The organism is Alkanindiges hydrocarboniclasticus, assembly GCF_001982605.1.
Lineage (GTDB): Bacteria > Pseudomonadota > Gammaproteobacteria > Pseudomonadales > Moraxellaceae > Alkanindiges > Alkanindiges hydrocarboniclasticus.
In genome coordinates, this window is record NZ_MLCN01000014.1 from 61015 (window position 1) to 83380 (window position 22366).

Here is a 22366-nt window from a genome sequence, read left to right on the forward strand (position 1 = left end):
GGTTTAAACAACAATGACATTATCAGTAATTATTCTCGCTGCGGGTAAAGGCACACGCATGAATTCGCGCCTGCCCAAAGTATTGCAGCCGCTGGCCGGACAGCCATTACTGGGCCATGTATTTGCCCAGGCCAGCCGTTTACAGGCAGAACGGGTGATTACCGTAATTGGCCATGGCAGTGCGCATGTCAAAGCCACATTTAGCCAGCAGGCCGTGGACTGGGTAGAACAAACCGAGCAACTGGGAACCGGGCATGCCGTGCAGGTCACGCTGCCGGTATTGCCAGCCACCGGCCAGAGCCTGATTTTATATGGTGACGTACCGCTTATTCGTGCCGAGACCCTACAGCAGTTGCAGGAAGCAGCCAGTGGCGGTATTGCCATGATGACCCTAACAGTGGCTAACCCCGCTGGTTACGGCCGTATAGTACGCAAGGATGGCAAAATCCAGCGCATTGTGGAGCATAAGGACGCTAGCGCGCAGGAACGCGAGATTACTGAAATCAACACTGGCATTTACTGTGTGGACAATGCCTGTCTGCATCGCTGGTTGCCCAAGCTGTCCAATAATAATGTGCAGGGCGAATATTATTTAACGGATATTGTGGAAATGGCGGTGGCTGACGGGCTGGAAATTGGCAGTGTGCAGCCCGAATATGAGTTTGAAGTGGAAGGCGTGAACGATCGCCTGCAACTGGCAGCACTGGAACGCCGTTATCAGGCCTATCAGGCCGAACAATTGCTTAAAGCCGGTGTTACCCTCACTGATCCGGCCCGCTTTGAATTGCGCGGTAACCTGAGTACTGGTCAGGATGTGCGCATTGATGTCAACGTGATCATTGAAGGCGATTGCCATTTGGATGATGGCGTGCAGATTGGTGCAGGCTGTATCCTGAAAAATGCCAGAATTGGGGCTGGTACGGTGATTTTGCCGTATAGCATTCTGGATGATGTGGTGGTGGGCAGTAATGCGCATATTGGCCCATTTGCCCGCTTGCGTCCCGGCACGGCACTTGCAGATGAAGTCCACGTTGGCAATTTTGTGGAAATCAAGAATTCACAGGTGGGTCAGGGCAGCAAGGCCAATCATCTGGCGTATGTCGGCGATGCCATCATTGGTAGCGGCAGCAATATTGGTGCAGGCACCATTACCTGCAATTACGATGGCGCCAACAAGCACAAGACCATTATTGGTGACAAGGCCTTTATTGGTTCAAATTCTTCGCTGGTGGCACCCGTGCAGATTGGCCATGGGGCCACGGTTGGCGCAGGTTCTGTAGTCACCAAAGACGTCCCGGAGACTGCACTGGCTGTTGCGCGCGGGCAGCAACGCAATATTGAAAATTATCAACGTCCCGTTAAAAACCCTACTTAAGAAAAGGTAAAAGCTATGTGTGGTATTGTTGGGGGAATTGCAGAGCGTCATCTGGCTGCTGTATTGATTGAAGGCTTAAAAAAGCTGGAATACCGTGGTTACGACTCTGCCGGGGTGGCGTTGCTGGAAAACGGCCAAATTGCACGCGCGCGGGAAGCAGGTAAGGTAGCCCTGCTGGAAGCCAGTGTTAAAATATCAAAAATAGATGGGAGCATTGGCATTGCCCACACCCGCTGGGCCACGCATGGCAAGCCTACGCAGGACAATGCCCATCCGCACATGTCGGGTGATGTGGCGGTGGTGCATAACGGGATTATTGAAAACTATCAGGAACTTAAAGCCGAGCTTGAACAGGCGGGCTATGTGTTTTTGTCCCAAACTGATAGCGAAGTGGTGGCGCATCTGGTGCATCAGGCACTACAGCAGCAAAACAACCTGCTTAAGGCGGTACAGGCCATTGTGCCGCGCCTGCATGGGGCTTATGCACTGGGCATTATTGATGCCAACCATCCGGATGAACTGATTGCCGTGCGTCAGGGTTCGCCACTGGTACTGGGGCTTGGCATTGGCGAGAACTTTATTGGTTCCGACCAGTTGGCGCTGCTGCCGGTAACCAACCGTTTTATTTATCTGGAAGAAGGCGACATTGTGCGCCTGACCCGTAGCGATATTGAAATTTATCATCAGGGCGAATTGGTCAGCCGTGCCGTGAATGAGCTGGACATTAGTGTCAGCAGTAGCGACAAGGGCGGCTTTAAGCATTATATGCTCAAGGAAATCTATGAGCAGCCGGATGCCATTCAGCACACCCTGTCGGTGGGACTGGATCATGACCAGTTAAAAGATGATTTTTTAAGCAGTGGCAATGCTGTGTTGCCAGCTATTCAGCATGTGCAGATTATTGCCTGCGGGACCAGTTACCATGCCGGCATGGTGGCCAAATACTGGTGCGAACAACTGATAGGCCTGTCCTGTCAGGTGGAAATTGCCAGTGAATTCCGCTATCGCAGTCCGGTGGTGCTGAACAACACGCTGTTTATTTATATTTCCCAGTCGGGTGAAACCGCAGACACCTTGGCAGCCCTGCGCGATATTGACAAGCGCGCTGCAGCAGCCCAGAAAAATATTGTCTCACTGGCGCTGTGTAATGTACCAACCTCATCGCTGGTACGCGAAACCGACCTGCATTTACTGACCCAGGCCGGGCCGGAAATTGGCGTGGCTTCTACCAAGGCCTTTACCACCCAACTGGCCGCCTTAATGCTGCTGGTGTTAAAGCTGGGCAAGATTAACGGCACACTGGATGACGCACAGGAACAGGAACTGGTACAGGCCCTGTGGCAAACGCCCAAGATTATTAACCAGTGTCTGGCGCTGGACAAGGACATTGAAGCCATGTCGCGCCAGTTTGTGGAAAAACGCCACACGCTGTTTTTAGGTCGTGGCACGCAATACCCGATTGCACTGGAAGGGGCGCTCAAGCTCAAAGAAATTTCCTACATTCATGCCGAAGGCTATGCGGCGGGTGAGTTAAAGCACGGCCCGCTGGCACTGGTGGACAATGACATGCCAGTAGTAGTGCTGGCCGCCAATGACTTTATGCTGGACAAGCTCAAATCCAACATGCAGGAAGTGCAGGCGCGTGGTGGTGAGCTGTTTGTATTTGCTGATGAACACAGCGGCATTGCCAACAGTGACCGCCAGCATGTGGTGTATATTCCAACTGCCAATGCCTGGATTGCGCCGATTGTGTATAGCGTACCGGTGCAGTTGCTGTCTTATCATGTGGCGGTATTGCGTGGCACCGATGTAGACCAGCCACGTAATCTGGCCAAAAGTGTGACCGTCGAGTAAAACAAGCATCCATCCGGAATAAACCGTATGCACCTGCACTGGTTTCGCAGCGACCTGCGTATTCATGACAATACCGCACTGGATGCTGCAGCCAGTCAGGGGCCAGTGGTTGCCCTTTACTTCATAACGCCAGCGCAATGGCAGCAGCATGATGACGCTGCCTGCAAGCTTGACCTGTGGCGGCGTCAGCTCATTGAGCTGTCTGCTGAACTGGCACTTTTAAATATTCCCTTACTCATTCGGCATTGTGACTGGTGGCAGGATATTCCAGTGCTTATGCTGGACATTTGCCAGCAATACCAGATTGAGCATGTGCACTGTAATGCCGAATATGCAGTGAATGAGCGCCTGCGCGACACCGCTGTTCAGCAGTGTTTACAGCAACAGCAGATCGGGTTTAGCAGCTATCTGGATCAGTTGCTGTTTGAACCCGGCAGTATAACCACCAAAACTAACAGCTATTTCAAGGTGTTTGGTCCATTTAAGCGGGCATGCCAACAGCGTCTGTATGACCAGTTACCTGTACTGTTGCCTGCACCCAAGCCACAAGCTGCCCTCGCCATTTGCAGTGATCCTGTTCCAGAACACATTGATGGGTTTCAGCCGGTTGATCCACATATCGTGCAATGCTGGCCCGCTGGTGAAACGCAAGGCTGGCAACGGCTGGATGCTTTTGTCGAGGATGCCATTACGGATTATGCCACGCAGCGTGATTTCCCGGCCTTAAGCGGCAGCAGCCAGTTATCGCCGTACCTGACCGCAGGTATTATTTCCATCCGGCAATGCCTGCATGCGGCACTAAAAGCGGCCAATGGCGAGCTGTTTGGCCCTAGTGATGGCATTAATACCTGGATTACGCAGTTGCTGTGGCGTGAGTTTTACCAGCATATTGTAGTAGGCTTTCCGCAAGTTAGCCGTCATCAGCCATTCAAGCCGGAAACCCGTAAACTGGCATGGCGGCAGGTATCCGATGACCTGCAACGCTGGCAACAGGGCCAGACCGGCTTTCCCATCATTGATGCGGCCATGCGCCAACTGCAACAGACCGGCTGGATGCATAACCGCCTGCGCATGATTGTGGCAATGTTTTTAAGCAAGAACCTGCTGATTGACTGGCGGCTGGGCGAGCAATGGTTTATGCAGCACCTGATTGATGGTGATCTGGCAGCCAACAATGGCGGCTGGCAGTGGAGTGCATCTACCGGAACCGACAGCGTGCCATATTTCCGTATTTTTAACCCGGTTACCCAGTCACAAAAAATTGATCCGGACGGCCAGTTTATCCGCCAGTGGCTGCCAGAACTTGCCCATCTGGACAATAAATCCATTCATGCCCCACATTTATCCCGTACTGTACAGGCCGGGACACTGGATTATCCGCCGCCCATGGTTGATCTGGCGACAAGCCGTGAACGGGCTATTGCTGCGTTTGCGGCCTTAAAGGCTTAAGCTTGCCAAAGATTTAACAAAAAATTTGTCCAAAATAAGGGTAAATACTTGGCAAGGCAGATAAAAGCGCTAATCTATGCTCACTTTAGGGTAATGAAAACTGCTGGCCAGTATGATAAAAAGATCATGTCATGCACAGCAGGCACAATGATTGTATTAATGATGGAATTTTTATGAGTAAAGCGCTTCCCGTTGTTCTTGCAGCCATAATCATCGGTGGCGCATTAACCCCGATTTATCTGGCCAATCAGGCCACCCCGGGTCAACAGGCCAAGTCAGGCCAGACCACTGCGGCCACCAGCAATATTCAGAAAATCAGCTATGCGCTGGGCTATCAGGTGAGCAGCCAGACACCGCCGGACATGGACAGCGAGCTGTTTGCTGAAGGCATGCGTGATGGTCAGGCCAAAAAGACCCCGCGTTTTACCGAGCAGGAAATCAATCAAGCCCTGATGGCGTATCAGCAGGACATGCAAAAGCAGCAGCAACAGCAATTGCAGCAGGAACAACAGCAGCAACAGGCCAGTGCGCAAAGCAGTGTTCAGGCCGGGGACGTCTTTTTGGCGACCAATGCCAAGAAGCCGGGCGTGGTGACGACTGCCAGCGGTCTGCAATATCTGGTGATCAAGGAAGGTACAGGTGCCACGCCAACCGCGTCATCAGAAGTAAAAGTGGACTATGAAGGCAAGCTGATTGATGGCACGGTGTTTGACAGTTCCATCAAGCGTGGCGAGCCGCTGGCTTTTGGCTTAAGTCAGGTAATTCCGGGCTGGACCGAAGGTTTGCAACTGATGAAAGAAGGCGCGCATTACCGCTTCTTTATCCCGGCCAAACTGGGCTATGGGGAAGCAGGTGCCGGTGAAGCCATTCCACCCAACAGTACCCTGATTTTTGATGTCATCCTGATTAAGGTAAACCCTTAAGGGTTTTTTCTCCAAAAGACAGCGGCATTAGCCTGTAGCTGGCCGCTGTCTTTTGACCAGGCTGTATTTATTGCAAGAGCTTTGTTTGAAATCGCTTTTATTAAGCTGAGTTTTATTAAAGTGGCTTAAGCAAAAACACTGAACCAAAATCATTGAAGCAAAACCACTTGCCCAATCAAGTAATAACCAACCTGTAAGACACATCAGTACCTGCCCTCAGACTAATGGATAGAATGGAATTGAAGTCATGAAAAAAATTGTTTTAGGACTAACCTGTGGCGTATTGAGCGTTTATGGAACTGCCTATGCTGCACCCGCCAAAAGCACATCGAACAGCGCCGCAGCCAGCAGCCTTACTGAAAAAAGCTCGGAGCTGCAAAAAGTAGGTTACAGCTTTGGCTATATTATGGGTAAAAGTAATACGGAGTCGGTAAAAGACCTGGACGTGAATACGTTTATTCAGGGCTTTCGGGATGGGTATGCCGGCAAGCCGGCCTCGCTGACTGAAGAGCAAATGAAAGCGGCGTTACTGGAATATAAGCACAGGCAGGAAGCGCAGGACATGAAAGCCTTTGAACAGCAGGGCAAGCTCAATGCAGATACGGGGGCCAAGTTTCTGGCGGAAAACGCTAAAAAAGCCGGTGTCACTACTACAGCCAGCGGCTTGCAGTATGAAGTGATCAAGCAGGGAACGGGCAAGCGTCCTGCGGCCACAGACAAGGTGAGTGTGCATTATGAAGGCAAGCTGATTGACGGCACCGTGTTTGACAGTTCCATTGACCGGGGTGAACCAGTAACTTTTCCATTGAACCAAGTGATTACAGGCTGGACCGAAGGCCTGCAACTAATGCAGGAAGGGGGCAAATACCGCTTCTTTATTCCGGCTAAACTGGGCTATGGCGAAACTGGTGCAGGCAATACCATTGGGCCAAACAGCACGCTGATTTTTGATGTTGAACTGCTCAAAGTAGAAGAATAAGCTTTAAGCCATGCTTTTATAAGACGGCATGGCTTGTAAAACTTCGGGCTGTCGCGAACTAAAAAAGCTGAAAACCGGATTAACCCGTTTTTCAGCTTTTTTTATGGCTGGCTGGTTTGCCAGTAATGTAAAAACAACACAGCGACCAACCTGAAAATGGCAGCAGGCTATTTCAGGTTAGCCGTTGACAATCGAACCGCCGTTGACATGGATAATCTGGCCGGTAATGTAACTGGCATCATCAGAAGCCAAGAATAAATACGCTGGTGCCACTTCGCTGGGCTGACCCATGCGGCCCATGGGGGTATCTTTACCAAACTTGGCCACTTGTTCGGCATCAAAGCTGCTGGGAATAAGCGGTGTCCAGATTGGCCCCGGTGCCACGCCATTCACCCGGATGCCGCGCTGCTGCTTCATCAGGTTGGTGGACAGGCTACGGGTAAACGTCGTAATGGCCCCTTTGGTAGAGGCATAATCAATCAGCTGGTCATGACCCTGATAGCTGGTAATGCTGGTGGTGTTAATAATGCTGTCACCTTCCTGCATGTGCGGCAGCACGGCGCGGGTAATATTGAACATGCCAAAGATATTGGTTTTAAAGGTGCGTTCCAGTTGTTCATTGTCGATGTCGGTCAGGTCTTCCTGTGGGTATTGCACCCCGGCGTTATTGACCAGAATATTAATTTTACCCAACTGCTGAATCACCTGTTCCACGGCTTTTTTTACACCGTCATTATCGCCCACATCCTGCTGGATGGTGAGGCAGCGGCGGCCTTCATGTTCCACCAGTTTTTTGGTTTGCGCTGCATCATCATTTTCATCCAGATAAATAATGGCAACATCAGCGCCTTCACGCGCAAACAGCACCGCAGTTGAGCGGCCAATACCACTGTCGCCGCCGCTAATCAGGGCAACCTTACCATCCAGTTTGCCACTGCCTTTATGGCTGGCCTTGATAATTTCCGGTGCCGGATACATGGCATCCTGATCGCCCGGCTGATGGGTTTGTTCTTGTGCCGGCGCGCCTTTGGGATAGTCTGAAACCATATTGTTCATTGCTTTCTCCATCACACAAAATTGTCAAGGCACTACCCTAACAAAGCAGTTTGTGCGAATCATTGAAGGCTGGGTCAGCTTTTGGTAAGACAAGGCAACGGACTGCTAATCTCTGTAGTGCGTGGTTAACGACAGTTATCTAATGTTTAGTTTGGGTGATTAAAACATAGACAAAAATGGCAGGGCTTAGCTTGCCAGTTCCGGCAACTGGGCACGCAGGCGAACCAGTGCCGTGCGCAGGCCTTCTTCCAGTACCGGATGATAAAACGGCATGGCCAGCAGTTGCGGGACAGTCAGACCCTGCTGAATAGACCATGCCAGCAAATGCGCCAGATGTTCAGCCTCATTGACCAGCAGCTCAGCACCCAAAAGCTTATGGGTTTGGGGACAGCCGTAAAGCTGAATCGCGCCTTCGTTTTTATCCTGAATGGTGGCGCGGCCTTGCGAGCGATAGGACACTTCGGCACAGGCAAAGGCTATTTTGGCTTTTTCCAGCGCTTGGTGCGTCTGGCCAGCTGTGGCCATTTGTGGCTGGCTAAAGACAATGCTAAGGCCAGTATACGGCTCAAATTGTTTGATGTCTGGATAACGCACTGCATTAATACCGGCAATCCGTCCGGCATTGGCAGCTTCATGCTGGAGCGCCTGCGTGGTAGACACGTCACCGGCAATAAAAATGGGTAAGTCATCCAGTTGCATTGTGAGGGGGTGCTGGATTGCGCCTTTAATAGTCTGATAGTTAGGGGCGATATTATCCAAGCCTAGCGTATGAATGCTGCTTTCACGGCCAATGGCAGCCAGCAGGTATTCAGCCTCAACCTGTCCGCTTTGCTGGTTGCGCTGGTAATGCAGGATGACCTGATCATCCTGCAGGTATACCTGCTCAATGGTGCTGTGATCAATATAGTTGAGTTCCTTGGTGATCAGCGCCGTGGCCAGCTTGCGCAGGTCAGGGTTGCTTAGGCCACCAATATCACTGCCTTTGCCCATAAGGGTTACTTCAACCCCAAGCCGTGCCAGCGCCTGTGCCAGCTCAATACCAATGGCACCATTGCCCACCACAATGATACTTTTGGGCAATGCTGGCAAATTAAAAATGCTATCGCTGGTCAGCAGCTTGTGCATAAGTGCCTGTTGCCATTGCGGGTCAATGCGTGGCGTAGAGCCTGTGGCAATAATGCTGGTTTTGGTGCAAATGGTGTCCTGACCCACTTCAAGGGTATTGGCATCAAGATAGCGCGCCTTGCCCTGTTTTTTGTGCTCATCCGGCCACTGGTCTACCAGCGCCTGTGCATGACCGGTAAAGTAATCACGCAGTTGCTGCACGCGCTGCATGGTCGCCTTGGGGTCAATACGGGTCTGGTTGTCAATGCCAAATTCGCTGGCATGCTGGCTGGCATGTGCGTACTTGGCTGCTTCAATCAGCAATTTGCTGGGCATGCAGCCAACCCGCGCGCAGGTGGTATCCCATGGGCCAGCATTGACCACCAGCACATTGCTGGTGTGTTTGACCACCTGATTGTAGGCCGACTGGCCGGCTGTTCCGGCACCAATAATGACCACATCGTAGCTATGCTGGCTCATGCCCACGGTATTCCTAAAAAGGTTTTATAGCTTGCTAATATAGCGAACAATGCAGGCAGTAGCAGGCATCCACCGCAAAAATTAATAAAAGCCAAACATTCAAGAATAAGGAATGCTACACAGCCTGCGATACATACAGCAGGGATGGTCACTTCAACACCATACAGGATGCTCCCTACAATCAACCCACAGGCGACTGTTTGTTTGCCGGACAAAAAACGCTATGCTGTGCGGTTTAATAATCTATCTGTAACGCACCTCACTGCATGCAAGGACGGGACCATGAGCCAGCCATTTCAACTTAAAGCCCAGTATCCCCTGTATCTGGCTAACCAGCCGGTTGAAACCGGATCATGGCTGGAGGTTACCGACAAATATAGTGGCCAGGTAGCGACCCGCGTCGCACAAGCCGATACAGACACGCTGAATCAGGCCATTGCTGCTGCAGTGCAGGCGGAAAAAGCCATGGCGGCGTTAAAGCCCTATCAAAAACAAAAAATCCTGCAACATTGTGTACAGCGCTTTAAGGAACGCAGTGATGAGCTGGCACAAATTTTAGTGATTGAAGGCGGCAAGCCGATTGCAGCGGCCAAGGCCGAAGTATTACGCCTGATCAGTACCTTTCAGCTGGCTGCCGATGCAGTGACCCAAATGGATCAGGGTGTGGTCATGCCATTGGCGGTGACTGAAGCCGCGGCCAGTTATCGCGGTATGGTGCAGCGCGTGCCAGTGGGCGCGGTGTCGTTAATTAGTCCGTTTAACTTTCCCTTGAATTTAACCGCGCACAAGATTGCCCCGGCCATTGTGGCGGGTTGTCCGTTTGTATTAAAGCCCGCCAGCCTGACGCCGATCAGTGCCATTATTATGGGTGAAGTGCTGGCAGAAACCGACTTGCCAGCCGGTGCATTTTCCATCATGCCGTGCCACCGCGATGCCGCCGACATTATGGTAACCGATGACCGCTTTAAGCTGCTGAGCTTTACCGGTTCGGATCAGGTGGGCTGGGACATGAAAGCCCGTTCTGGCCGCAAGAAAGTGGTGCTGGAGCTGGGTGGCAATGCCGCGGTCATGCTGGATGAAGATGCGCATGTCGACAAGGCACTGGACCGCCTGATTGCCGGTAGTTTTGGACAGGCCGGGCAGGTGTGCATTAGCGTACAGCGTATTCTGGCCCACGAAAAAATTTATGATGAACTGAAAGACAAGTTTGTGGCACGGGTAAAGCAGCTTAAAGCCGCTGATCCTGCCTTGGCCGATACGGTGGTTGGGCCAATGATCAAGGAAAAGGAAGCGCTGCGCCTGAAACAGTGGGTGGATGCTGCGGTGGATGAAGGCGCAAGTTTGCTGACGGGTGGCGACTTAAATGGTGTCATGCTGGAAGCCACCGTACTGGAAAATGTTGATTCAGAATCAGATGTGTACCAGCATGAAGCCTTTGGCCCGGTGGTTATTCTGGAAAAATACAGTGATTTTGATGAAGGGATAGCACGCATTAACCAGAGCCGTTTTGGCTTGCAGGCTGGCGTTTATACCCATGATTTGAACAAGATGTTCAAGGCATGGGATAACCTGCATGTAGGCGGTGTCATTATTAATGACGTGCCGACCTTCCGGGTGGACAACATGCCGTATGGCGGCGTCAAGGACAGTGGGCTTGGCCGTGAGGGCATCCGCGCGGCAGTGCTGGACATGACCGAGGAACGCGTGCTGGTGATTAAACAGTAAGCCGTATACTGGAAATTTAATGCATTCCCTTGAATAACAACTTGTTCAGGCGATTTAAGATAATCGGCAAAAACTAATTGGCACAAAGTGTGGGATACGCCATGAATTAACCGTGAACGCACAAGGCAGTTTTTTTGCCGTATCCCTACAGGGCAGTAAACCGGTTTTAGGTATAATCTGCCGGTTATTGATTACATCAGGCAAGGACGTTTAGCATGTCACAAGTGCGTGAAAACTGGTCAGCGCGCTCAGGCTTTATTTTTGCTGCTGTGGGTTCGGCGGTAGGTCTGGGCAATATCTGGCGCTTTCCTTATGTTGCCTATGAAAATGGCGGTGGCGCGTTTTTGCTGCCCTACCTGATTGCACTGCTAACCGCAGGCCTGCCTTTGCTGTTTCTGGATTATATTGTGGGGCACCGTTACCGGCGCTCACCCCCATTGGCCTATCAACAGATTACCCCGAAGGCTGAAACACTGGGCTGGTGGCAGGTGATGGTGTGCCTGTTTATTGGCATGTATTACGCCAGTGTGCTGGCCTGGGCGGCAAGCTATGTGTATTTTTCCTTTGGGCAAAAATGGCAGGGCAACCCCGAACAGTTTTTTATGCAGGACTATCTGCAAAGCAATGGCGGTAGCAGTTTAAGCTTTGAAATTATTCCGCACCTGTTTTTTCCAATTTTGGGCATGTGGGTGCTGGTGCTGCTGATTTTGTATCTGGGCGTCAAGCGTGGGGTAGAGCTGTCCAACAAGATTTTTATTCCGCTGCTGATTGTGCTGTTTATGATTCTAGTGGTACAGGCGGTACGCTTGCCGGGTGCGGTGCAAGGCCTGAATGCCTTTTTTACCCCAAATTGGCAGGCCATGACCGACTACAAGGTGTGGCTGGCGGCTTATGGCCACATCTTTTTTTCGCTGTCGGTTGGCTTTGGCATTATGGTGACTTATGCCTCTTACCTTGGCAAAAAATCCAACCTGACTGGCGCTGGGCTGGTGGTGGGGCTGGCCAATTCCTCATTTGAGATTCTGGCCGGGATTGGGGTATTTTCTGCGCTGGGTTTTATGGCGCATGCACAGGGCGTTCCGGTTAAGGAAGTGGTGAGCGGCGGCATTGGGCTGGCCTTTATTGCTTTTCCGCAACTGATTAGCAGCCTTGGCAGCAGTGGTGACTGGTTTGGTTTCCTGTTCTTTAGCTGTCTGGTGGTGGCTGGGGTGACGTCACTGGTGAGCGTGATGCAGGTGCCCATTAGTGCCTTTCAGGACAAGACTGGTTGCAGTCGCCAAAAAGCAGTGCTTGGGATAGGCGGCGGTACGGCACTGTTGTCGATTTTGTTATTTTCTACCGCCAATGCCATTACGCTGGTGGATATTATTGATCACTTTATCAACAATATTGGCATTGTACTGGGTGCGTTGCTGTCCATTACACTGGTGACGTGGCTGATGCGCAGCAAGCTGGATGATTACACCCGGCACAGCAACCAGATTTCCAGTATCAAACTGGGCAAGGTCTGGCAATTGCTGCTGACTATTGTCACGCCACTTAGCCTGCTGATTACGCTAGGCTTAACCCTGAATGGGCTGCTGGGTAGCGGTTATGGCAATTATCCGGGCTGGCTGGTGATGATTTTTGGCTGGGGCAGTGTGCTGTGCTGCCTGATTGGCGCATTTTTGCTAAAACATTTACTGCCGGTGCAAAAGCCGGTACAGCCCGCACAGGATGAGCCTCAAATCCAAACAGGAGAACAACCATGAATGGCAGTGCGCTGGTGATGATGGTATTGTCTATTGTCCTGCTATGGGGCGGCTTGCTGGTGGCTGCCATTCACCTCAGCCGTCATCCGGATGAGTAAACCGCGTTTTTTAGCTCATTAAAATGAACTGGGTGAACGGGCTGCAACAGTGGCCCGTTTGCTACCTGTAAGACCTGTCCGGCTTTGACCAGAATTACCACTAAAACCGGACACGTGGAGGCACGAGAAACCCAAACAACAGATCCCTAACCAAGTGAACTTGAAGTTTAAAAATTTCAGGTTCATGGTAATGATACAGCATGTTTGGAAGCTATTTCATGCCTGAAATTACAGCATCAACCCTATTTATTGCATTTGCCGTTACGCTGGCGGCTGGCCTTGCCACCGTGGTTGGCAGTTTTCTGGTACTGGCCAGCAAAAAGCCCAGTCCGCGCCTGCTGGCCTTTGGGCTAGCCTTTGCCGGTGGTGCGATGGTGTATGTGTCGCTCTCGGAAATTTTAAATAAATCCATTGCAGCCTTTAACAGTGTGTATGGCGACCGGCTGGGTTTTACTTATGGCACGCTGGCATTTCTGGCCGGGATATTTGCCATTTTGTTGCTGGACCATGTGATTCCCAACCCGCATCAGGCGCTGGAAACCAGTGATCCGTTATATCAACAGCACAACACGGCTTATATCAAGCGGGTGGGTTTGCTGACGGCAGTGGCAATTACCCTGCATAATTTTCCTGAAGGGCTGGCCACGTTTTTTTCCATGCTGGACAGTCCCGGTATTGGCGCCCCGCTGGCTGCTGCCATTGCCATTCATAATATTCCCGAAGGCATTGCCATTGCCGTGCCTGTGTATTTTGCCACCCACAACAAATGGTATGCCGTGGGAGCGAGCCTGATTTCGGGTTTGGCCGAGCCACTGGGCGCGCTAATTGGCTATGCCTTACTGGCCCCGTATTTATCGCAAACGGTATTTGGTACGGTGTTTGGCATAATTGCCGGGGTAATGGTATTTTTGGCGCTGGATGAATTGCTGCCCGCGGCCAAGCGCTATGCACAAGGCCATGAAACGGTGTATGGACTGGTCAGTGGCATGGCAGCGCTGGCCATTAGCCTGATTTTATTTAAGTGGTAATTGTTCATTGGTAGATCAGGCTGCCTGTACTACCCTAAAAATACAGAAGGCAAGCGCAGTTGAACTTGTACAGCGCAACCCATGCAGCTTGGGTATAATGCAGTTCCTGATTCATGTTAAGACCAACCAGCCGTGAAACTCATTTTTGCCGGAACGCCCGAATTTGCTGCCATTGCCTTGCAGGCCCTGATTGATGCAGGCCACGAGATTGTGGCGGTGTATACCCAGCCGGATCGGCCAGCCGGGCGTGGCCAGAAACTGACCCCATCGGCAGTCAAGTCGCTGGCGCTTCAGCATGGCTTGCCAGTGCACCAGCCCTTAAGCCTAAAAAGCAGCACCGACGAAGGACTGGCTGCCCAGCAACAGCTTAAGGATTATGCGGCTGATGTGATGGTGGTGGCAGCTTATGGCCTGATTTTGCCTAAAGCCGTGCTGGAAATTCCGCGCCTGGGCTGCCTTAACATTCATGCCTCGCTGCTGCCACGCTGGCGTGGGGCGGCACCAATTCAACGGGCCTTGCTGGCAGGCGATACCGAAACCGGCATTACCATTATGCAAATGGATGTGGGACTGGACACTGGCGATATGCTGTATAAAACCAGTTGCCCGATTGAAGCAGTGGATACCAGCAGCAGTTTGCACGACAAGCTGGCGTTACAGGGGGGGCAGGCCATTACGGCAGTGTTAACCAGTCTAGACACCTTGCAGGATTATCAGGCGCAGCGTGAAGTACAGGACGGCACACAAGCCAGCTATGCCCAAAAGCTGGTCAAGGCTGAAGCCAGAATTAACTGGCAATTGCCAGCGTCCGAGATTGATCGCCAGATTCGGGCTTACCAGCCATGGCCGGTGTCATTTTGCGAGCTGGCTGGGCAAACCTTGCGGGTGTGGTCTGCCAGGCCATTGGCTGAACCAGACCATCCAGCCGTTTGGGAGCCTATAATTGCTGGCAGCGTGATTGCAGTAGACAAACATGGCGTACAAGTGCTGTGTGGTGATCACACGGTTTTACAGCTGACCAGCCTGCAATGGCCCGGTGGCAAGGCATTAAATAGCGTACAAATGCTTCAAGCGCAAAAAATTATTACAGGACAGGTGTTTCAATGAGCGATCGCAATGATAACCCCACAAGCTCCAGCCGCAATCGTCCTAACCACAGCAACCACCCCATGCCGAGTGATGCACGCCGAAAAACAGACAACAAACACTTTGCGCATTTAAACCTGCGTGCGCGCGCCATTGAATTATTGGAGCAGGTTTACAACGGGCAATCACTCAACCAGATTTTGCCGGCTGCCATTGAGCATACCCCGGCCAAAGACAAAGGCTTATTGAATGAACTGGTGATGGGCACTTTACGCCACTGGTTTGCCCTGGATGCACAAATCAAGCCCATGCTCAGTAAGCCACTGATAGATGCGCGCGTGCACATTGCCTTATTGCTGGGCTTATATCAGTTATTGCAAACCCGTATTCCAGCGCATGCAGCCATTAGTGAAACTGTGGAAGCCATTAAACAGTTAAAGCTGGATAAGGCCAGTGGATTGGTCAATGCCCTGTTACGCCGGGCCAGCCGCGAAATGGAAAGCATTAATGCGCAGTTCATGGCCAGCCATGCGTTACCGGCATGGTTGTATAAAAAGCTTAAAAAAGACTGGCCGCAACAAGCTGGTCACATTGCACAAAACCTGCGTAATGCCGCACCGCTGACCTTGCGCATTAATAGTCGCGAGGGTACGCGTGATAGTTATCTGGTTGAGCTGAAAGACTGGGATATTGATGCTGGCGCTTGTAAATTGTCGGATGATGGCATTGAGTTACGGCAATCGGTGTCTATTGTGGAATTGCCCGGTTATCACCAAGGCTGGTTTTCCGTGCAGGATGAACATGCGCAATTGTGTGCGCAGTTCATGGGTGACTTAACTGGCAAGCGTGTGCTGGATGCCTGTGCTGCACCAGGCGGCAAGACTGCGCATTTGCTGGAAAAAAATAGTCCGGCCCTGCTGGTGGCCATTGATAATGATGAAAAACGCCTAATCCGGGTGCATGAAAATTTAGAGCGCCTGCAACTGGATGGCCCGCAGGTTCAGGTCATCACCGCGGATGCCGCCACCTGGCAGCCAGATGCAGGCTTCGACCATATTTTGCTGGACGCACCCTGCACCGCCACTGGGGTAATCCGTCGTCACCCCGATATTCGTCTGCTGCGCCAGCCTTCAGATGTACAACAAACTGTGCAGTTACAGGCAACATTGCTGGATCACTTGTGGCAGCAGCTTAATGTTGGCGGCACCTTGCTATATGTGACCTGTTCCATTTTAAAGCAGGAAAACCAGCAGCAAATGGCGTCCTTTTTAAAGCGTACTGCCAATGCAGAGTTAGTGCCGCTTGAACTGGAAAAATTGCAGCAGGATGCATCCTTACTGGATTTGCAGCCGAACCCCATCGAAGGTCAGCCAATGATAGGCCTGCAACTCTTGCCCCAGCAGCATGGCGGTGACGGCTTTTATTTTTGTGCTTTATTGAAAACGGCGTAAACCCAAGGCGGCATGGCAATATCAGAAATGCGGCAGCATATGTGCTGTATCATAAAGCTTAGTATTGCCATGCTGTTGTAAACCCAACTGATGCAAAATCTTAGCAGGAAAAGATGAATGGTTTAGCCCGATGCTCAGCAAGCCACTGGTTATGGGTGGTTCATGCAAGGCCGCTCTTAATCCCTACATCGTTTAGCGGCACCATTTTTGAATATGGATTAATATTCGGACAGGCAAAACCAGCCCGCTACGGCTGTGGCAACTATTTTGGAAAAATTCAAAATACGAATAATATTGAAAAGGCTCAGCTTTTTGATAAAAATAACTGTTGATATATTGATCAGCAAAGCCGCATACTACGCTTCAGCAGCCCTACAACAAAATTAACCGATTTAAACAAAAATTAACGTTGCGTTACCTATCTGTTGTATTGGTTATTTTATCGTAAAAGCATGTATCCCAATTGATAAAATTAACCGGATCAAATAAAGTTTATCCTGACACAATTGTTGCCTGTAATTTGCAATAGTTCACATTTTTCGTGAGGCGATCTCACCACCTTTAATAAACTGGAATGAGGTAAGGCATGCGCAGGCCTTGGAATCTAAAAAAACGGGTTAATAGAACAACGATAAAAACCACGGGACTAACCAGCCTGTTGTTACTGATCACTCAAGCAGTACAGGCCTTGCCGGTTCCCGGTAGCCAGATTACCAACATTGCCAGCGGTGATTATGTGGATGCACAGGGCAATATGCAGGTGATTAACTCCAACCCGGTATCGCTCACCATTCAAAAGGTGTATGCGCTGACCCTGCAACAAAACCAGCAACAAATTGCCACTCTGGGCGCACCGGTGGCTTTTCCGCATTTGCTGACCAATACCGGCAATAGCCCGGATCAATATTTGCTCACCCTGACCCAGTTAAGCTCGGCCTTTAGCATGACGGGCCTGTCGGTTTATGCCGATCGCAATCAGGACGGCATGGCAGATGACAATGTCAACCTGAACAACACGCAGATTAGTCTGGATTCCGGAGAATCACTGGCCATTGTGGTGGTGGGTTCAGTACCGGTTAATGCCACCGCGGCCAGCCAGTCCAGCCTTACCCTGCAAGCCACCAGCCAGCAAAGCCCGGCCTTAAGCCAGCTGGTCACCGATGTGGTGACCGTGGTGGATCAGGCTGTGATTAATGTGACCAAGTCGCAAAGCATCAGTACGGGTAGCAATGGTGCCATTATCACTTATACCTTTACCTATAATAATACCGGAACTGCTGCCGGGCGTTTGTCCTTGAGTGACTTGCTCAATGCCTCGCTGCAATATCAGGCCGGGAGTGCGGTGTGGTCGAGTGGCACGACATTAACCGATGCCGATGACAACGAAGGCACTGTAAATGCCAGCAACAGCGGTATCAGCTACCGGCTGGTGGGCAGCAGCCAGATTGAGTTTGGACTGGACAGCATTGCCCCGTTAACCAGTGGTTCGGTAAGCTTTAAGGCCGTGGTCCGTAGCAATGCCGACAAGAAAATTCCCAATACCGGCAGCTATAGCCAGTACAACGGCAGCAATACCACCCCGGTAAAAACCACTACCACCAATACCGTGGTGTTTACCCGGCAGGATATACTGGGCGTGGTGCTCAACAATACTTCGCTTGCCAGCAGCAATAACGGCAATCCGGCCAGCAGCCCCGATAACCTGATTGTTAAAAACGGCGTGATAGCGGGGCAGGATGTCAGTTTTGACAACTATGTCTGGAATACTGGCAACACCAGTGACACTTATAACCTAAGCTATTCAGCCAGCAACCTGCCTGCCTGTGCGCAAGTGCAGTTTTTTGCAGCCGATGGCCGCAGCCCGCTGAACGACAGCAATGGCGATGGACTGGTAGATACTGGTTCACTGGCCAGTGGACAGGCCCGGCTGATTAAGGTGGTGGTACTCACCACGCCAACCTGTAGCACTAGCAGTGTCATCAATATTGATGTACAGGCCCGTTCGGCCACCAATGCCACAGTGTCTGATCCGGTGCGCAACCAGATTAACCAGATTGCCAGTCAGGGTATAACCGACCTCAGCAATGCCAATGGCAGCGGTAGTGGTGTTGGCAATATTGACAGTAATGGCAATGCATGGCTCAACAAGCCGGTGGTGGCTGGACAGTCCACGGTATTTCCGCTGGTCATCAATAATACCGGTACGGGCAGCAATAACTACAACCTGTCTGTGTCTGCCAGTGCCATTAACCTGAATAATATTAATGCCGCCAGCAGCCTGCCAACCGGCTGGGATGTCAAATTCTATGATGGCGATGCCAGCTGTAGCACGCTGGGCCAGCAACTGGTGAACTCCGGCACTATTGCCGCCGCCAGTAGCAAGACCTACTGTGCGGTGGTGAGTGCGCCGGTTAATGCCGCACAAACCGAATTGCCGCTCTGGTTTGCCATTTATTCACCGGTTAACGGGCAGGGTGATGTCATTAAGGATCAGGTAAGCCTGCCACAGGCGCGTCGTCTTGAACTGACCAATGACCAGCAGGGGCAGGTGCAGGCAGGTGGTACGACGGTTTATCTGCATACCCTGAAAAACACCGGGGCGGTGACGGAAGGACAAAATAGCGGTGACGTATTACTCAGCCTGCAACCCCTAAATGTTAACGATGGCTTTAGCTACACCCTGTATTTTGATGCCAACAATAACGGCGCGCTGGACAGTGCCGACCCAATTGCCAGTGACTTGCGTGCTATTGCAGGCAGTGGGTTAAGCCCGGATCAGGCACTACAACTGCTGGTTAAAGTACAGGCTCCGGCCAGTGCTACCAACGGCATGCGCAGTCAGGTACAGATTATAGTCACGCCAACCGGACAGGTTGCCGGCTTAAGCGCCACCAGCGTGCAAAATACCGATACCACCACCGTAAATCCCAACCAGTTACGCCTGACCAAGGCACAGTCCAAGAATGAACTGTGTGCTACCAGCAATTTTGCCAGCCTGACCTACAGCACCAGTGGTGTGCGGGTGAGACCCAACCAGTGTGTGGTGTACCGGCTGACAGTACGTAATGAAGGCGTTGAGCCTGTGGATGCTGTGGTGATTCAGGACATGGTTCCCGTCTATACCACCCTGCTGACGCCGCCCGGTGTGAGTGTCAGTCAGGGCAGCGTTACGGTGAGCAATGGCCAGATTGCCGGTAACGTGGGCACATTGTTGCCGCAGCAGGAAGCCTCGCTGTATTTCTCCATCCGGGTTAATCCTTAAGGCGCTAGAGATTAAAGGTAGTTAAACATGATCACTTGTAATACTAGAGCGACTTTTGGTTCCAGACGGTTTTTGTGGGGGCAACTGAGTTTGCTGGCCATAGGCGTTGCCAGCCTGTTTTATAACGATGCCCATGCCGCACCGCTGGCTGGCACGATTATTAGTAACATGGCCGTTGGTGAATATAAGGAAGAAGGTTCAAGCGTGGTGCAAACCAGCCGCTCCAATCTGGTTCAAACCACCATTATTCCAGTCTATACACATACCCTGACTGCCAACCGCAGTGTGCAGGCCACCGCAGGCCAGCGGGTATTTTTCTCGCATGAACTGAGCAATACCGGTAACAGCACGGATCGCTACACTGTCAGCGCGGCCAATCAGACTGGCGATAATTTTGATTACAGCACCATTGTGGTGTATCTGGATGCTAATCGCGATGGTATTCCGGATGGCAATGCCATTAGCAACTATAGTCTGGCCGCTGGTGAATCAATTGGTTTGCTGATTGGAGCCACCATTCCAGCCGGCAGCAGTAATGCCGCGACTGGTGATGTCCAATTGACCGCCACTTCGCAAACCAGCAGCCAGTCCCAGCAAAATACCGACCGCAGCACGGTGAGCAATCAGGCCGTAATTCTGGTGCGCAAGTCATTTTCGGTCAGCACTGTCAACCAGAACCAGATTGTAACGGTGCGGCTGGATTATGAAAATCCGGGCGTGGTGGCCAGCGGGCAGGTCAGCTTAAGTGACACACTCACCGCTGCCCAGCTCTCGTATGTCAATGACGGTACAGAAAACTGGAATGGCCAGATTGTTAATCCGGCCACGGGCAGCAATGACCCGGCAGGCATTAATTATTATTTAAATGGCAACACCATTAATGCAGTGCTCAGTAGCGTTCCTGCTGGCGGCTCTGGCTTTATTCAATTTAAGGTCAGGGTCAATCAGGCATTGCCGGGCCGTATTCCCAATACCGTGCAGGTCGGCTACGACCACGACAGCAGTGCCGCAACAGCAGACATTAGCACCACCAGTAACACGGCCATATTAACCATTAGCCCCAGCTATGGTGTAGAAATCAACGGGATTGCAGGCAGTGCCAGTAGCGCCGCCGCAGACAATCTGGTAACAGCGCCTGCGGTTAGCTCTGGTGGCGAGTTACTGTTTAGAAACTATGTATGGAACACCGGCAATAGTGAAGATCGCTTTAACTTAAGTTTTACCAATGACAGCTTTCCCACACCGCATCAGGTCGAATTTTACCGTGCCGATGGCGTGACGCCGTTGCTGGATAGCAATGGTGATGGCATTAGCGATACCGGTTTATTGCAGCCCGGTGAAAAACTGGAAATTGTGGTTAAGCTGCGCACACCAACTACCTTTGCTGCCAGCAGTACCACCAGCTACAGTATTTTTCCAAGGGCGCAATCACTGGGCAATAGCAGCAAAACCGACACGGTGGAAGACCGGGGCAGCATTAGCATCACTGATGCCAGCCGCTTGGTGGATTTAACCAACAGCCCGGAAACCAGTAACAATGCTAGCGGTAACGGCAGCATCAGCAATGCGGGCAATCCGTGGAAAACCCTGACTGGCAGTTCGTCCGGTAGTGTGGTTTTTCCATTGTCGGTAAAGCATGCCGGTACAGCCACAGCGTATGCCTTGAGTGCTGATGCCGATGGCAATTTTAATACGGTGGACTTGCCGCAGGGTGTGGCTGCCATTCGTTTTTACCAGTCAACCAGTAATAGCTGTGCCACCGTGGGCAGTGAAATTCAGCAAACCCGCTTGCTGGCTGATGGTGAAAGCCAGCTGTACTGTGCAGTGGTAACCCTAAAGGCTGATGTGGCTACGGCCAGCAATGTGCCAGTGTATTTTAAGGTGGCCTCAACGACCTACGTAAGCAGTAACAATGCCAGCAATCCCGGTTTTGATACCCTGATGAATGCCATCAATATCAGCAGCCTGAACAGCATCGGCAACGTGGTGCTGACCCCGGACTTACGTGGGCAAATTGCACCAAACGGCACCATTGTGTATAGCCATAACCTGATTAATAACGGCGCAACTGCCTTAAATGGCAGCTATTATCTGGCAGTAACCAATGACCAGCCCGGTTTTGAAACCACCCTCTATTATGACCTTAACAATAATGGCGAGCTGGACAGCAATGACCTGCTGATTAACGGCACCTACAATATTAATGGCAGCATGATTGCAGCCGGTGCCCAGTTGCGGCTTTTTGCCAAGGTACAAAACACCGGTTACAGCGGGGTAGGGGTGGTCAATACCACCAGTATTGTAATGCGTGATGGCAATAACAATGCCATTGATAGCGTGACTGATATTACGACGGTTAGTGCCACCCAGATTCGCCTGTTAAAACTGCAAGCCAAGGATAACAACTGCGATGGCGTGGCAGAAGGCAGCTACACCGCCGCCACCTTGACCATTGGCCGCAATGCCGATGGTTCCGGCCAATGTGTGCTGTACCGCGTGACTGTACAGAATCAGGGTGCCTTGAATATTGGTGCCTTTAATTTCCGCGATACCACACCAGCCGCCACCGTAATGGCAATTGCGCCAGTGTGCAGCAGTTGCACGGCAAACACCATCAGTGCGCCAGCCATTGGTCAGTCCGGCAGTATTAGCGGCAGCGTTCCAGCCGTTGCCAGTGGCGCCAGCCATGTCTTTGAATTCGGGGTGCGCTATGCCGGCCAATAAGTTTGTCTGTAAAAATTTAAA

At 51.5% G+C, this 22366-nt stretch carries 15 protein-coding genes and 1 pseudogene; 14 read left to right on the top strand and 2 right to left on the bottom strand.

The window, feature by feature from the left end:
- Nucleotides 1-13: 13 nt before the first annotated feature.
- The 5 genes from glmU (at nt 14) to BKE30_RS06350 (ending at nt 6580) form a co-directional block, all read left to right on the top strand.
- The gene (gene glmU / locus BKE30_RS06330; protein ID WP_076877755.1) at nt 14-1375 is read left to right on the top strand and encodes a bifunctional UDP-N-acetylglucosamine diphosphorylase/glucosamine-1-phosphate N-acetyltransferase GlmU; all 1362 of its coding nucleotides are present in this window, start codon (nt 14-16) and stop codon (nt 1373-1375) included.
- A 15-nt stretch (nt 1376-1390) separates the two neighbouring features.
- Nucleotides 1391-3229 carry a glutamine--fructose-6-phosphate transaminase (isomerizing) gene (gene glmS, locus BKE30_RS06335; RefSeq protein WP_076877756.1) on the top strand — a complete coding sequence of 613 codons (1839 nt, stop codon included), beginning with the start codon at nt 1391-1393 and terminating at the stop codon, nt 3227-3229.
- A gap of 27 nt (nt 3230-3256) precedes the next feature.
- Nucleotides 3257-4678: a deoxyribodipyrimidine photo-lyase gene (gene phrB, locus BKE30_RS06340; RefSeq protein WP_076877757.1), complete on the top strand. Its 1422-nt coding sequence runs from the start codon at nt 3257-3259 to the stop codon at nt 4676-4678.
- 173 nt (nt 4679-4851) lie between these two features.
- Nucleotides 4852-5601, top strand: a complete 750-nt coding sequence (locus BKE30_RS06345) for an FKBP-type peptidyl-prolyl cis-trans isomerase (protein WP_076877758.1) — start codon at nt 4852-4854, stop codon at nt 5599-5601.
- A 247-nt stretch (nt 5602-5848) separates the two neighbouring features.
- Entirely contained in the window at nt 5849-6580 is a 732-nt protein-coding gene (locus BKE30_RS06350) for an FKBP-type peptidyl-prolyl cis-trans isomerase (RefSeq protein WP_076877759.1), read from the top strand.
- A 177-nt stretch (nt 6581-6757) separates the two neighbouring features.
- Here the strand turns inward: BKE30_RS06350 and BKE30_RS06355 are convergent, their stop codons facing one another.
- Together BKE30_RS06355 and BKE30_RS06360 are read right to left on the bottom strand one after the other, a co-directional pair.
- The gene (locus BKE30_RS06355; RefSeq protein WP_076877760.1) at nt 6758-7636 is read right to left on the bottom strand and encodes an SDR family oxidoreductase; all 879 of its coding nucleotides are present in this window, start codon (nt 7634-7636) and stop codon (nt 6758-6760) included.
- Between the two features lie 186 nt (nt 7637-7822).
- Entirely contained in the window at nt 7823-9220 is a 1398-nt protein-coding gene (locus BKE30_RS06360) for a dihydrolipoyl dehydrogenase (protein ID WP_076877761.1), read from the bottom strand.
- Nucleotides 9221-9502: 282 nt separating this feature from the next.
- On the opposite strand from BKE30_RS06360, the gene BKE30_RS06365 reads away from it, so the two are divergent.
- The 9 genes and pseudogenes from BKE30_RS06365 (at nt 9503) to BKE30_RS06405 (ending at nt 22345) form a co-directional block, all read left to right on the top strand.
- Nucleotides 9503-10945 carry an aldehyde dehydrogenase family protein gene (locus BKE30_RS06365; protein WP_076877762.1) on the top strand — a complete coding sequence of 481 codons (1443 nt, stop codon included), beginning with the start codon at nt 9503-9505 and terminating at the stop codon, nt 10943-10945.
- Between the two features lie 215 nt (nt 10946-11160).
- Nucleotides 11161-12627, top strand: a pseudogene (locus BKE30_RS06370) (sodium-dependent transporter); the annotation flags it as partial.
- A gap of 65 nt (nt 12628-12692) precedes the next feature.
- Nucleotides 12693-12794, top strand: coding sequence for a methionine/alanine import family NSS transporter small subunit (locus BKE30_RS06375; protein WP_076877764.1), 102 nt, complete (start codon nt 12693-12695; stop codon nt 12792-12794).
- A 218-nt stretch (nt 12795-13012) separates the two neighbouring features.
- Nucleotides 13013-13822, top strand: coding sequence for a zinc transporter ZupT (zupT, locus tag BKE30_RS06380; RefSeq protein ID WP_076877765.1), 810 nt, complete (start codon nt 13013-13015; stop codon nt 13820-13822).
- A gap of 132 nt (nt 13823-13954) precedes the next feature.
- Complete coding sequence (gene fmt / locus BKE30_RS06385) at nt 13955-14929, top strand: methionyl-tRNA formyltransferase (RefSeq protein ID WP_076877766.1); 975 nt, start codon at nt 13955-13957, stop codon at nt 14927-14929.
- A 62-nt stretch (nt 14930-14991) separates the two neighbouring features.
- Entirely contained in the window at nt 14992-16359 is a 1368-nt protein-coding gene (gene rsmB, locus BKE30_RS06390; RefSeq protein WP_076877818.1) for a 16S rRNA (cytosine(967)-C(5))-methyltransferase RsmB, read from the top strand.
- A 113-nt stretch (nt 16360-16472) separates the two neighbouring features.
- Nucleotides 16473-16691: a hypothetical protein gene (locus tag BKE30_RS06395; protein WP_076877767.1), complete on the top strand. Its 219-nt coding sequence runs from the start codon at nt 16473-16475 to the stop codon at nt 16689-16691.
- A gap of 254 nt (nt 16692-16945) precedes the next feature.
- A complete protein-coding gene (locus BKE30_RS06400) occupies nt 16946-19621 on the top strand; it encodes a DUF11 domain-containing protein (protein WP_076877768.1) in 2676 nt (891 codons plus the stop codon).
- A 27-nt stretch (nt 19622-19648) separates the two neighbouring features.
- Nucleotides 19649-22345 carry an autotransporter outer membrane beta-barrel domain-containing protein gene (locus BKE30_RS06405; protein ID WP_076877769.1) on the top strand — a complete coding sequence of 899 codons (2697 nt, stop codon included), beginning with the start codon at nt 19649-19651 and terminating at the stop codon, nt 22343-22345.
- Nucleotides 22346-22366 lie beyond the last annotated feature (21 nt).

Coding starts and splice junctions, on each gene's coding strand:
- glmU (WP_076877755.1), top strand. CDS start 14: ATGACATTATCAGTAATTATTCTCGCTGCGGGTAAAGGCACACGCATG.
- glmS (WP_076877756.1), top strand. CDS start 1,391: ATGTGTGGTATTGTTGGGGGAATTGCAGAGCGTCATCTGGCTGCTGTA.
- phrB (WP_076877757.1), top strand. CDS start 3,257: ATGCACCTGCACTGGTTTCGCAGCGACCTGCGTATTCATGACAATACC.
- BKE30_RS06345 (WP_076877758.1), top strand. CDS start 4,852: ATGAGTAAAGCGCTTCCCGTTGTTCTTGCAGCCATAATCATCGGTGGC.
- BKE30_RS06350 (WP_076877759.1), top strand. CDS start 5,849: ATGAAAAAAATTGTTTTAGGACTAACCTGTGGCGTATTGAGCGTTTAT.
- BKE30_RS06355 (WP_076877760.1), bottom strand. CDS start 7,636: ATGAACAATATGGTTTCAGACTATCCCAAAGGCGCGCCGGCACAAGAA.
- BKE30_RS06360 (WP_076877761.1), bottom strand. CDS start 9,220: ATGAGCCAGCATAGCTACGATGTGGTCATTATTGGTGCCGGAACAGCC.
- BKE30_RS06365 (WP_076877762.1), top strand. CDS start 9,503: ATGAGCCAGCCATTTCAACTTAAAGCCCAGTATCCCCTGTATCTGGCT.
- BKE30_RS06375 (WP_076877764.1), top strand. CDS start 12,693: ATGAATGGCAGTGCGCTGGTGATGATGGTATTGTCTATTGTCCTGCTA.
- zupT (WP_076877765.1), top strand. CDS start 13,013: ATGCCTGAAATTACAGCATCAACCCTATTTATTGCATTTGCCGTTACG.
- rsmB (WP_076877818.1), top strand. CDS start 14,992: ATGCCGAGTGATGCACGCCGAAAAACAGACAACAAACACTTTGCGCAT.
- BKE30_RS06395 (WP_076877767.1), top strand. CDS start 16,473: ATGAATGGTTTAGCCCGATGCTCAGCAAGCCACTGGTTATGGGTGGTT.
- BKE30_RS06400 (WP_076877768.1), top strand. CDS start 16,946: ATGCGCAGGCCTTGGAATCTAAAAAAACGGGTTAATAGAACAACGATA.
- BKE30_RS06405 (WP_076877769.1), top strand. CDS start 19,649: ATGATCACTTGTAATACTAGAGCGACTTTTGGTTCCAGACGGTTTTTG.